This window comes from Streptococcus oralis (genome assembly GCF_003943825.1).
GTDB classification, from domain to species: domain Bacteria; phylum Bacillota; class Bacilli; order Lactobacillales; family Streptococcaceae; genus Streptococcus; species Streptococcus oralis_CD.
In genome coordinates this window covers 1-12770 of the sequence record NZ_RJNJ01000007.1, presented here as the reverse complement: position 1 = coordinate 12770, position 12770 = coordinate 1, and the positions used below count along the sequence as shown (strand labels likewise).

The window sequence follows — 12770 nt, the reverse complement described above, 5'->3', positions numbered from 1 at the left end:
GAAATATGGTATAATAAAGCCAAGTAAAGAGAATCGAGAAGTACATGTATATTGAAATGGTAGATGAAACTGGTCAAGTTTCACAAGAAATCTTGCAACAAACCCAAGAAATTTTGGAATTTGCAGCCCAAAAAATAGGAAAAGAAGACAAGGAGATGGCAGTCACTTTTGTGACCAACGAGCGTAGCCACGAACTCAATCTCGAGTACCGTGATACCGATCGTCCGACGGATGTCATCAGCCTTGAATATAAGCCAGAGTTGGACATTGCCTTTGACGAAGAGGATTTGCTGGAAAATCCAGAATTGGCAGAAATGATGTCTGAGTTTGATGCCTATATTGGGGAACTGTTCATCTCTATCGATAAAGCGCATGAGCAGGCTGAGGAATACGGTCACAGCTTTGAGCGTGAAATGGGCTTCTTAGCAGTACACGGCTTTTTACACATTAACGGCTACGATCACTACACTCCGGAAGAAGAAGCGGAGATGTTCGGTTTACAAGAAGAAATTTTGACAGCCTATGGACTCACAAGACAATAAACGAAAATGGAAAAATCGTGACCTGGTATCTAGTTTAGAATTTGCCCTCACAGGAATTCTGACTGCTTTCAAGGAAGAACGCAATATGCGAAAACATGCAGTGACGGCTCTAGTAGTCATCCTTGCAGGTTTTGTTTTTCAGGTGTCACGCATTGAATGGCTCTTTCTGCTAATGAGCATTTTCTTGGTAGTAGCCTTTGAAATTATTAACTCTGCTATTGAAAATGTGGTGGATCTAGCCAGTCACTATCACTTTTCTATGTTGGCAAAGAAAGCCAAGGACATGGCAGCAGGAGCCGTGCTAGTTGTCTCTCTTTTTGCTGCAGTGACAGGTGCACTTATCTTTCTCCCACGCATTTGGGATATACTATTTTAAACACTAAGAGGAAATTATGACGTTTAAATCAGGCTTTGTAGCTATTTTGGGACGTCCCAATGTTGGGAAGTCAACATTTTTAAATCACGTCATGGGGCAAAAGATTGCCATTATGAGTGACAAGGCGCAGACAACGCGCAATAAAATCATGGGGATTTACACTACGGATAAGGAGCAAATCGTCTTTATCGACACACCGGGGATTCACAAGCCAAAAACAGCTCTTGGAGATTTCATGGTGGAATCAGCCTACAGCACCCTTCGTGAAGTGGATACTGTTCTATTCATGGTGCCAGCTGATGAGCCACGTGGTAAGGGCGACGACATGATTATCGAGCGTCTGAAAGCCGCCAAGGTTCCTGTGATTCTGGTGGTGAATAAGATTGACAAGGTTCATCCAGACCAACTTTTGTCTCAGATTGATGACTTCCGTAACCAGATGGACTTTAAGGAGATTGTTCCTATCTCAGCCCTTCAGGGAAATAACGTTTCTCGACTAATCGATATTTTGAGTGAAAATCTAGAGGAAGGTTTCCAGTATTTCCCATCTGATCAAATCACAGACCATCCTGAGCGTTTCTTGGTTTCAGAAATGATTCGTGAGAAAGTCTTGCACCTAACTCGAGAAGAGATTCCTCACTCAGTTGCAGTGGTAGTTGACTCCATGAAGCGTGATGAAGAGACAGACAAGGTTCATATCCGTGCAACCATCATGGTGGAGCGTGATAGTCAAAAAGGTATCATCATCGGTAAAGGTGGCGCCATGCTTAAGAAAATTGGGACCATGGCCCGTCGTGATATCGAACTCATGCTAGGGGACAAGGTTTTCCTAGAAACTTGGGTCAAGGTCAAGAAAAACTGGCGTGATAAAAAGCTAGATTTGGCTGACTTTGGCTATAATGAAAAAGAATACTAAGTAGAGGTGGGCTCATGCCTGCTTCTTGTTTTTACAGAAGGAGGAACTATGCCTGAATTACCTGAGGTTGAAACGGTTCGTCGTGGCTTAGAAAAATTGATCTTCGGAAAGAAGATTTCGAGTATAGAAATTCGTTATCCCAAGATGATTAAGACAGATTTGGACGAGTTTCAAAAGGAAGTACCTGATCAGATTATCGAGTCCATGGGACGCCGTGGAAAATATTTGCTTTTCTACTTGACAGACAAGGTCTTGATTTCGCATCTACGGATGGAGGGCAAGTATTTTTACTATCCGGATCAGGTTCCTGAACGCAAGCATGCTCATATTTTCTTCCAGTTTGAGGATGGTGGCACTCTTGTATATGAGGATGTGCGCAAGTTTGGTACTATGGAACTATTGGCACCCGACCTTTTGGAAACCTACTTTATTTCTAAGAAACTAGGTCCTGAACCAAGAGAACAGGACTTTGATTTACAGGTCTTTCAAGCTGACCTAGCCAAGTCTAAAAAGCCTATCAAATCACACCTTTTAGACCAGACCTTGGTAGCTGGCCTTGGTAATATCTATGTGGATGAGGTTCTTTGGCGAGCGCAGGTCCATCCAGCTAGACCTTCCCAGACTTTGACGGCAGAAGAAGCGTCGGCCATCCATGACCAGACTATTGCTGTTTTGGGTCAGGCTGTTGAAAAAGGCGGCTCTACCATTCGGACCTATACCAATGCCTTTGGGGAAGACGGAACCATGCAGAATTTCCATCAGGTCTATGATAAGACTGGACAAGCATGTTCCCGCTGTGGGACAGCGATTGAGAAATTCCAGCTCGGTGGACGAGGAACTCATTTTTGTCCTCAGTGTCAAAGGAGGGGCTGATGGGAAAAATCATCGGAATCACAGGAGGAATTGCCTCTGGTAAGTCAACTGTGACAAATTTTCTAAGACAAAAAGGCTTCCAAGTGGTCGATGCTGACGCAGTCGTCCACCAGCTACAAAAACCTGGTGGTCGTCTTTATCAGCTCTTGGTTCAACACTTTGGGCAGGAAATTATCTTAGAAAATGGAGAACTCAATCGCCCTCTCCTAGCTAGTCTCATCTTCTCAAATCCTGAGGAGCGGGAATGGTCTAAACAAACCCAAGGAGAGATTATTCGTGAGGAATTGGCTGCACTGAGAGACCAGTTAGCTCAGACAGAAACGGTTTTTTTCATGGATATTCCCCTGCTTTTTGAACAGGACTACAGTGCTTGGTTTGATGAAACGTGGCTGGTCTATGTGGACCGTGATGTTCAGGTGGAACGTTTCATGAAACGGGATCATCTTTCTAAGGAAGTAGCAGAGTCCCGTTTGGCCGCCCAATGGTCTTTAGAAGAAAAGAAAAAATTGGCGAGCTATATATTAGACAATAATCGCAGTCGTGATCAGCTTGTGGCTCAAGTAGTGAAGTTACTTGAAGGAGGCGATAGCTGTGCAAGAGATTAGTTGGAAAGAGAATCTTCGTGTCGCCTGGTTTGGTAGTTTTTTAACGGGGGCCAGCATTTCCTTGGTCGTTCCTTTCATGCCTATCTTTGTAGAGCAGTTGGGAATTGAAGGGGACCAAGTTGCTTTTTATGCTGGATTAGCCATCTCAGTTTCGGCTGTTTCAGCAGCTCTAGTTTCTCCTATCTGGGGTATTCTTGCTGACAAGTACGGTCGAAAGCCCATGATGATTCGAGCTGGGCTTGCCATGACCATCACTATGGGAGGATTGTCCTTCGTGCCAAATATCTATTGGCTACTCTTTCTGCGCTTGCTTAATGGTGTATTTACTGGTTTTGTCCCCAATGCAACGGCCTTAATTGCTAGTCAGGTACCCAAAGATAAGTCTGGAGCGGCTCTGGGGACTTTATCTACAGGTGTTGTTGCAGGAACACTGACGGGTCCCTTTGTTGGAGGCTTGGTTGCTGAAATTTTTGGTATTCGTAATGTCTTTTTATTGGTAGGTGCTTTCTTATTTTTAGCTGCAATCCTAACCATTTTCTTTATCAAGGAAGATTTTCAGCCAGTGGCTAAGGAGAAGGCTATCCCAACGAAAGAAGTATTTTCTTCTTTCAAGTATCCTAGGCTTTTAGCGAACCTATTTTTGACGAGCTTTGTCATTCAATTTTCAGCTCAATCAATTGGTCCCATTCTAGCTCTCTATGTGCGGGACTTAGGGCAAACTGAGAATCTCCTATTTGTATCTGGATTAATCGTATCCAGCATGGGATTTTCTAGCATGATGAGTGCTGGAATTCTAGGAAAACTTGGCGATAAGGTAGGGAATCATCGATTGTTAGTTGCAGCGCAGATTTATTCCGTCATCATTTACCTTCTTTGTGCCCATGCGACCAGCCCCCTTCAACTTGGCTTGTATCGTTTTCTCTTTGGTTTGGGAACGGGAGCTCTCATACCGGGAGTCAATGCCCTTCTCAGCAAAATGACTCCAAAATCAGGTATTTCAAGGATTTTCGCCTTCAACCAAGTCTTTTTTTACCTCGGTGGAGTGATTGGACCTATGGCGGGATCTGCAGTTGCAGGATATTTGGGCTACCATGCTGTCTTTTATGCGACAGCAGCCTGTGTAGCTTTCAGTTGTTTATGTAACATAGTGCAATTTAGATCATTATTAAAAGTAAAGGAAATCTAGTGCGAGTAAAAATCAATCTCAAGTGCTCCTCTTGTGGTAGCATGAATTATCTAACCAGTAAGAACTCCAAAACTCATCCAGACAAGATTGAGGTGTTAAAATATTGTCCAAAGGAAAGAAAAGTAACTTTACATCTTGAATCTAAGTAGAATTTATGGTAAAATAATAGGGATTTTAAGGAGTTTGATATGTATAACCTATTATTAACCATTTTATTAGTATTATCTGTTGTGATTGTGATTGCGATTTTCATGCAACCAACTAAGAACCAATCCAGCAATGTATTTGATGCCAGCGCAGGCGATTTGTTTGAACGTAGTAAAGCTCGTGGTTTTGAAGCTGTGATGCAACGTTTGACAGGTATTTTAGTCTTTTTCTGGCTAGCCATTGCCTTAGCATTGACGGTATTATCAAGTAGATAAGAAATGGGCAGGACTAGGTCTTTGCCTATTTTTATTTTTATACTCTTCAAAAATCAAATTCAAACCACGTCAGCGTCGGCTTGTCGTACTCCAGTACTGCCTGCGCCTAGCTTTCTAGTTTGCTCTTTGATTTTTATTGAGTATTAAATGATGTTTGAGAAGGTCTTACAGTAAAAGAAAATTAAAAAATCTAGAAAGAAAACATGAAAGATAAAATTAAAGAATATTTGCAAGAGAAGGGGCGAGTGACGGTAAATGACCTGGCTCAGTCTCTCGGAAAGGATGGGTCCAAGGATTTCCGTGAGTTGATTAAAACCCTGTCTCTGATGGAAAGAAAGCACCAGATCCGTTTTGAAGATGATGGTAGTTTATGTCTGGACCAAAAGAAGAAACATGAAATTACCCTCAAAGGGATTTTTCATGCCCATAAAAACGGCTTTGGCTTTGTCAGTCTAGAAGGCGAAGAGGACGACCTTTTTGTAGGAAAAAACGATGTCAACTATGCCATTGATGGTGATACCGTAGAGGTGGTCATCAAGAAAGTCGCTGACCGCAACAAGGGAACAGCTGCAGAAGCCAAAATTATCGATATCCTAGAGAATAGCCTGACAACAGTTGTCGGGCAAATCGTTCTGGATCAGGAAAAGCCCAAGTATGCGGGCTACATTCGTTCAAAGAATCAGAAAATCAGCCAACCGATTTATGTGAAGAAACCGGCTATCAAGTTGGAAGGTACTGAAGTTCTCAAGGTCTTTATCGACAAATACCCAAGTAAGAAACATGATTTCTTTGTCGCTAGTGTTCTGGACGTGGTGGGGCACTCGACTGATGCTGGGATTGACGTTCTTGAAGTCTTGGAATCCATGGATATTGTTTCAGAATTTCCAGAAGCTGTTCTCAAGGAGGCAGAAAGTGTACCAGAAGCTCCGTCTCAAAAGGATATGGAAGGGCGTCTTGATTTAAGAGATGAGCTTACCTTTACCATTGACGGCGCGGATGCCAAGGACTTGGACGACGCAGTTCACATTAAGCCTTTGAAAAATGGCAATATCGAACTCGGTGTTCACATCGCGGATGTTTCCTACTATGTGACAGAGGGTTCTGCACTCGATAAGGAAGCCCTTAACCGCGCGACTTCTGTCTATGTAACAGACCGAGTGGTCCCAATGCTTCCAGAACGTTTGTCAAATGGCATCTGCTCTCTCAATCCTCAAGTAGATCGCTTGACCCAGTCTGCTATTATGGAGATTGATAAACATGGTCGTGTAGTCAACTACAACATTACCCAAACAGTTATCAAGACGAGCTTCCGTATGACCTATAGAGCTGTTAATGATATCCTAGCAGGTGACGAGGAAAAGAGACAAGAGTTTAAGAAAATTGTTCCTAGTATTGAGCTCATGGCCAAGCTTCATGAAAGGCTAGAAAGCATGCGTGAAAAACGTGGAGCTCTCAATTTTGATACCAGCGAAGCAAAGATTCTAGTGGATAAAAAGGGTAAGCCTGTGGATATCGTTCTTCGTCAGCGTGGTGTTGCTGAGCGGATGATTGAGTCCTTCATGTTGATTGCTAATGAAACGGTTGCCGAGCACTTTAGTAAACTGGACCTACCTTTCATTTATCGGATTCACGAGGAGCCCAAGGCTGAAAAAGTTCAGAAGTTTATTGATTATGCTTCGAGCTTTGGTTTGCGGATTTATGGGACTGCCAGTGAGATGAGCCAGGAGGCGCTTCAAGACATCATGCGTGCTGTTGAGGGAGAACCCTATGCGGATGTATTGTCCATGATGCTTCTCCGTTCTATGCAACAAGCTCGCTATTCGGAGCACAATCACGGTCACTATGGACTAGCAGCTGACTATTATACTCACTTTACCAGTCCGATTCGTCGTTATCCTGACCTCCTTGTTCACCGTATGATTCGGGACTATGGTCGTTCTAAGGAAATAGCCGAGCATTTTGAGCAAGTGATTCCAGAGATTGCAACCCAGTCTTCCAACCGTGAGCGTCGTGCTGTCGAGGCAGAGCGTGAAGTCGAAGCCATGAAAAAAGCTGAGTATATGGAAGAATACGTTGGTGAAGAGTACGATGCGGTTGTGTCTAGCATCGTTAAATTTGGTCTCTTTGTTGAATTGCCAAACACAGTCGAAGGCTTGATTCACATTACCAATTTGCCTGAATTTTATCATTTTAATGAACGGGATTTGACTCTCCGTGGGGAGAAATCAGGAACAACCTTCCGTGTAGGTCAGCAGATTCGCATTCGAGTTGAAAGAGCGGATAAGATGACGGGAGAGATTGATTTCTCTTATATTCCAAGTGAGTTTGATGTCATCGAAAAAGGCTTGAAACAAGCTGGGCGCAAAGACAGAGGTCATGGTTCAAGTCGTCGTTCAGACAAGAAGGAAGACAAGAGAAAATCAGGACGCTCAAATGATAAGCACAAACATTCACAAAAAGACAAGAAGAAAAAGGGGAAGAAGCCTTTTTACAAAGAAGTAGCTAAGAAAGGAGCCAAGCATGGCAAAGGGCGAGGGAAAGGTCGTCGCACAAAATAAAAAGGCGCACCACGACTATACAATCGTAGATACGCTAGAGGCAGGGATGGTCCTGACTGGAACCGAAATCAAGAGTGTTCGAGCAGCACGAATCAATCTCAAGGACGGCTTTGCCCAAGTAAAAAATGGGGAAGTCTGGTTGAGCAATGTCCATATCGCTCCTTACGAAGAGGGCAATATCTGGAACCAGGAACCGGAACGTCGTCGCAAACTCTTGCTCCATAAGAAGCAAATTCAAAAATTGGAACAAGAGACCAAAGGGACAGGAATGACCCTAGTTCCCCTCAAAGTCTATATAAAAGACGGCTACGCCAAACTCCTTTTAGGACTTGCCAAAGGGAAACATGACTATGACAAACGGGAGTCGATCAAGCGTCGTGAACAAAACCGCGACATCGCGCGTGTCATGAAAGCTGTCAACCAGCGTTAAGAAGAGGAAGTAAAATGGAAAAATTAATTGCCTATAAACGGATGCCCTTGTGGAATAAACAGACCATGCCAGAAGCTGTCCAGCAAAAGCACAATACTAAGGTCGGCACTTGGGGAAAAATTACTGTGTTGAAGGGTGCTCTCAAGTTTATTGAGCTGACTGAAGATGGTGAGGTTCTAGCTGAACACCTCTTTGAAGCAGGAGCAGACAACCCTATGGCACAACCACAAGCCTGGCACCGAGTAGAGGCTGCAACAGACGATGTAGAGTGGTACTTGGAATTTTATTGTAAACCTGAGGATTATTTTCCTAAGAAATACCAGACCAATTCAGTCCATTCAGAGGTCCTAGAGGCCATGCAGACGGTTAAACCAGGAAGAGCCTTGGATTTGGGTTGTGGTCAAGGCCGTAACTCTCTCTTCTTAGCACAACAAGGTTTTGATGTGACAGCTGTGGATCAAAATGAATTGTCCCTTGAAATCTTGCAAAGCATCGTAGAGCAAGAGGATTTAGACATGCCTGTAGGACTATACGATATCAATTCAGCCAGTGTTAGCCAAGACTATGATTTCATCGTATCAACAGTTGTTCTGATGTTCCTACAAGCGGACCGCATTCCAGCTATTATCCAAAATATGCAGGAGCACACCATGGTAGGTGGCTATAATCTTATCGTCTGTGCCATGGATACGGAGGATTATCCTTGCTCAGTCAACTTCCCATTCACCTTTAAAGAAGGGGAGTTGGCGAACTATTACAAGGATTGGGAATTGGTCAAGTATAATGAAAACCCAGGACATCTGCACCGTCGTGATGAAAATGGTAATCGCATTCAACTACGCTTTGCGACTATGCTAGCTAAAAAAATCAAGTAAATCAAGTAAATCAAACCTATACCAGCGAATAGAAACCACTTTGCAAGGTTTCTATTCGTTTTTGTTTGCGTTGGTTGATTGGGGCGAGCAGGATTTTATGCTATACTAGAAGTAGGGAATCTGAGCAGTAGAAGTGTGTTACTGTCTATCTCAGCGCAAGAAAGTCTTTATGATGGAGGTGGTCGAATGACGAGTCTTTTGGTGGAATTGTATGATCGGCATGTATTGGAAAAGAATGTCTACCAAGCCTTTATCAGTGATTGTGACGAGATTCTTTTTCTATCTTTGTCGAAAATAAGCAATGAAGAGAAAGTCTCTCTCCGTCAGTTTATCATGGAAGAGGTGCCTCATATCCAACGAGTGACCTTTCGTCAGTTATCCTTAGAACAACTAGCGGACCAGTTAGATTATTGTCTAGCAGGCTATGACCAGGTTCTTCTTGATGTTTTTGGTGGGGATTCGCTACTAGCCTTATCCCTCTATCAATACGGCTTGGATCGGGACCTCCCCATCGTTGCCATGGATGTCGAGCGGGGAAAACAATACAAGTGGGTAACCGGTCAGTTAGAAAAAGAAGATTTGGACATTCCAACCCTAAGCATCCAACAGCTGATAGCCTTGCGTGGTGGAAAAATCCTCAAATCAAAACGCCCTATCCACTCAGTTCAGCAAATTGCAGCCATCAAAAAACTAGCCAGCTCTGCCATTGCCAATCCTGCCCACTGGTATCAAGTGACCCAATTTTTCTCTCTAGCTAAGACCAATGACCTGCATGCTGATACCGAAAAGATATTGGAAAACAATGGCAGGTATTATCACTATCCAAAATCCCTTATTCCTTTACTTGTGGAAGCAGGGATGCTTTGTATTGAAAGCGAGGACAAAAAACGAGTAGCATACAGCTTCCCAAGTCAAGAAGCTCAAGTCTTTTGCCGCAACAAGGGACATATTTTAGAGGTATATCTCTATCTCTTGGCACTTGAATCGCAGCTGTTTGATGAGTGCATGATAGGTGGTGAGATTGATTGGAATGGCATCTTTCCAGAGGCAGACAATGTTCAAAATGAGATTGATGTCATTCTGAGAAAGGGACGCTCGATTACCTTTATCTCCTGCAAGATGACAGATTTATCAGTCGAAGCCATCAATGAACTAGAAGTTTACGCCAATCATTTTGCTGGGGAGAGTTGCCTCAAGTTGATTGTTTGTACGGGGAAAATCAATCCAGCTTATGCCAATCGCTGCCAAGAATACGGCGTGCTGGTCATTAGAAGTGAGCAGATTCCCAATCTCATTCCCATGCTGAGAAAATATTCTAAGAGACAAAAAAGATGAGAAATAATATCATGAAAGGCTGGAATTCCAGTCTTTTTTGCTTTTTTTTCGAATAAATGAGAAAAGGAGGTAGACCATGTTTGTAGCCAGAGATGCCAAGGGAAAATTGGTAAATGCCCTCGAAAAAGATGTGACCAAGCAAGCTTATACTTGTCCAGCCTGTGGTGGCGGACTACGATTACGCCAAGGACAGAGCATTCGAACGCATTTCGCTCATGAATCTTTAAGAGATTGTATCGCTATTTTTGAAAATGAAAGTCCAGAACACTTGGGAAATAAAGAGGCTCTTTATCATTGGGTCAAGAAGGACAATCAGGTCGCCTTAGAATATAGTCTGCCCGAGATTCAGCAGATAGCAGATGTTCTCGTCAATGGGAAACTAGCTCTGGAGGTTCAGTGCAGCCCCTTGTCCCAAAAACTTTTAGGCGATAGAAGTCAAGGCTACCGTAGTCAGGGATACCAAGTTATCTGGCTACTGGGAGAAAAACTCTGGTTAAAGGAGCGATTAACACAATTGCAAAGGGGCTTCCTCTATTTTAGTCAAAATATGGGATTCTATGTTTGGGAACTAGATCACAATAATCAAGTTTTGAGACTCAAATACCTTTTGCATCAGGACCTACGTGGCAAGCTTCATTTTCAGGTCAAGGAATTTGCCTATGGACAAGGAAATCTCTTGGAAGTTCTACGATTTCCTTATCAAAAACAAAAACTGCCTCGTTTTGCAGTTGTGCAAGATACCACTATCTGCCACTACATTCGCCAACAGTTGTACTACCAAACGCCCTACTGGATGAAGAAGCAGGAGGAAGCTTATCATCAAGGAGACAATCTATTAAACCGTCAACTAGATGACTGGTATCCTCAGGTCAGACCGATAGAATCAGGTGATTTTTTGCAGATTGAAACGGATTTGACTAGCTATTATAGAAATTTTCAGGCTTACTATCAAAAAAATCCGAAAAATAATCGCCAAAACCTCTATCCACCAGCCTTTTATCACTTATATTTTTCAAAAAATGTGGTAAAATAGAAAGGATGGAGGAATCTTATGGTATTACAACGACATGAAATAAATGAAAAAGATACATGGGATCTTTCAACGATCTACCCAACAGACCAGGCTTGGGAAGAAGCCTTGAAAGATTTAACTGAAAAAGTACAAACAGCATCTCAGTATGAGGGGCATCTCTTGGATAGTGCAGACAGTTTGCTTGAGATTACAGAATTCTCACTTGACTTGGAACGCCAAGTTGAAAAGCTTTATGTCTATGCGCATATGAAAAATGATCAGGACACGCGTGAAGCCAAGTATCAAGAGTACTATGCTAAGGCTATGACCTTATACAGTCAGTTAGAACAAGCCTTTTCATTCTATGAACCTGAATTTATGGAGATTAGCCAAGAGCAGTATGCGGCCTTCCTAGAAGCTCAACCAAAACTCCAAGTTTACAAACACTTTTTTGACAAGCTCTTGCAAAAGAAAGACCATGTTCTTTCGCAACGTGAGGAAGAATTACTTGCTGGAGCAGGAGAAATCTTTGGCGCTTCTAGTGAAACCTTCGCTATTTTGGACAATGCGGATATTAGCTTCCCATATATCTTTGATGATGAAGGCAATGAAGTGCAACTCTCACACGGTACTTACATCCGTTTGATGGAGTCTAAAAACCGTGAAGTGCGTCGTGGTGCCTATGAAGCCCTTTATGCGACTTACGAGCAATTCCAACACACTTATGCTAAGACTTTGCAGACAAATGTTAAGGTGCAAAACTACCGCGCAAAAGTTCGCAACTATAAGAGTGCTCGCCATGCAGCCCTGGCAGCAAACTTTGTTCCAGAAAGTGTCTATGACAATCTAGTAGTAGCAGTTCGCAAGCATTTGCCACTCTTGCATCGATACCTAGAACTTCGTTCTAAAATCTTGGGGATTTCAGATCTCAAGATGTATGATGTTTACACACCACTCTCGTCAGTAGATTATAGCTTTACCTACGAAGAAGCCTTAAAAAAGGCAGAAGAAGTTTTGGCGGTTTTAGGTGAAGACTACTTGAGCCGAGTTAAACGGGCCTTCAGTGAGCGTTGGATTGATGTCTATGAAAACCAAGGCAAGCGTTCTGGTGCCTATTCTGGTGGCTCTTATGACACTAATGCCTTTATGCTTCTCAACTGGCAGGATAATCTAGATAATCTTTTTACCCTTGTTCATGAAACAGGCCACAGTATGCACTCAAGCTATACTCGTGAAAATCAGCCTTATGTTTACGGAGATTATTCTATCTTCTTGGCGGAGATTGCCTCAACGACCAATGAAAATATCTTGACAGAAAAATTATTGGAAGAAGTAGAAGACGACGCAACACGCTTTGCTATTCTCAATAATTTCCTAGATGGTTTCCGTGGAACAGTCTTCCGTCAAACTCAATTCGCTGAGTTTGAACATGCTATCCATCAAGCAGACCAAAATGGAGAAGTCTTGACAAGTGATTTCCTCAATAAACTCTACGCTGATTTGAATCAAGAGTACTATGGACTCAGCAAGGAAGATAATCCTCAAATCCAATACGAGTGGGCACGCATTCCACACTTCTACTATAACTACTATGTTTATCAGTATTCAACAGGTTTTGCAGCTGCTTCAGCCTTGGCTGA

General features: G+C 42.9%; 14 protein-coding genes. All 14 read left to right on the top strand.

The features are described from left to right. The first annotated feature begins 44 nt into the window (after positions 1 to 44). Positions 45 to 542, top strand: a complete 498-nt coding sequence (gene ybeY / locus D8863_RS06875) for an rRNA maturation RNase YbeY (RefSeq protein WP_000275169.1) — start codon at positions 45 to 47, stop codon at positions 540 to 542. After that, positions 523 to 918, top strand: a complete 396-nt coding sequence (locus D8863_RS06870) for a diacylglycerol kinase family protein (protein ID WP_000378181.1) — start codon at positions 523 to 525, stop codon at positions 916 to 918. Before ybeY ends, D8863_RS06870 begins: the two co-directional genes overlap by 20 nt. A 16-nt stretch (positions 919 to 934) precedes the next feature. After that, positions 935 to 1834 carry a GTPase Era gene (era, locus tag D8863_RS06865; RefSeq protein ID WP_000143281.1) on the top strand — a complete coding sequence of 300 codons (900 nt, stop codon included), beginning with the start codon at positions 935 to 937 and terminating at the stop codon, positions 1832 to 1834. 48 nt (positions 1835 to 1882) lie between these two features. Then, entirely contained in the window at positions 1883 to 2707 is an 825-nt protein-coding gene (mutM, locus tag D8863_RS06860; protein ID WP_125441463.1) for a DNA-formamidopyrimidine glycosylase, read from the top strand. Beyond that, a complete protein-coding gene (gene coaE, locus D8863_RS06855; RefSeq protein ID WP_125441462.1) occupies positions 2707 to 3312 on the top strand; it encodes a dephospho-CoA kinase in 606 nt (201 codons plus the stop codon). Before mutM ends, coaE begins: the two co-directional genes overlap by 1 nt. After that, a complete protein-coding gene (gene pmrA / locus D8863_RS06850; protein ID WP_125441461.1) occupies positions 3299 to 4498 on the top strand; it encodes a multidrug efflux MFS transporter PmrA in 1200 nt (399 codons plus the stop codon). Before coaE ends, pmrA begins: the two co-directional genes overlap by 14 nt. Beyond that, entirely contained in the window at positions 4498 to 4647 is a 150-nt protein-coding gene (gene rpmG, locus D8863_RS06845) for a 50S ribosomal protein L33 (protein ID WP_007519517.1), read from the top strand. Before pmrA ends, rpmG begins: the two co-directional genes overlap by 1 nt. Positions 4648 to 4686: 39 nt before the next feature. Then, the gene (gene secG / locus D8863_RS06840; protein WP_000282514.1) at positions 4687 to 4920 is read left to right on the top strand and encodes a preprotein translocase subunit SecG; all 234 of its coding nucleotides are present in this window, start codon (positions 4687 to 4689) and stop codon (positions 4918 to 4920) included. Positions 4921 to 5123: 203 nt separating this feature from the next. Beyond that, the gene (gene rnr / locus D8863_RS06835; protein ID WP_125441460.1) at positions 5124 to 7478 is read left to right on the top strand and encodes a ribonuclease R; all 2355 of its coding nucleotides are present in this window, start codon (positions 5124 to 5126) and stop codon (positions 7476 to 7478) included. Beyond that, positions 7441 to 7908 (top strand): SsrA-binding protein SmpB, encoded by a 468-nt coding sequence (smpB, locus tag D8863_RS06830; protein WP_001051742.1) that lies wholly within the window; start codon positions 7441 to 7443, stop codon positions 7906 to 7908. The genes rnr and smpB overlap by 38 nt, the downstream gene beginning before the upstream one ends. Before the next feature lie 14 nt (positions 7909 to 7922). After that, on the top strand, positions 7923 to 8783 hold the full coding sequence (gene tehB / locus D8863_RS06825) for an SAM-dependent methyltransferase TehB (RefSeq protein WP_125441459.1): 861 nt from the start codon (positions 7923 to 7925) through the stop codon (positions 8781 to 8783). Positions 8784 to 8969: 186 nt separating this feature from the next. Continuing rightward, on the top strand, positions 8970 to 10118 hold the full coding sequence (locus D8863_RS06820) for a PDDEXK family nuclease (RefSeq protein ID WP_125441543.1): 1149 nt from the start codon (positions 8970 to 8972) through the stop codon (positions 10116 to 10118). Positions 10119 to 10194: 76 nt separating this feature from the next. Further along, positions 10195 to 11151, top strand: a complete 957-nt coding sequence (locus tag D8863_RS06815; RefSeq protein WP_125441458.1) for a competence protein CoiA — start codon at positions 10195 to 10197, stop codon at positions 11149 to 11151. An 18-nt stretch (positions 11152 to 11169) separates the two neighbouring features. Next, on the top strand, positions 11170 to 12770 hold a 1601-nt coding region (gene pepF / locus D8863_RS06810; protein WP_125441457.1), incomplete at its 3' end, for an oligoendopeptidase F.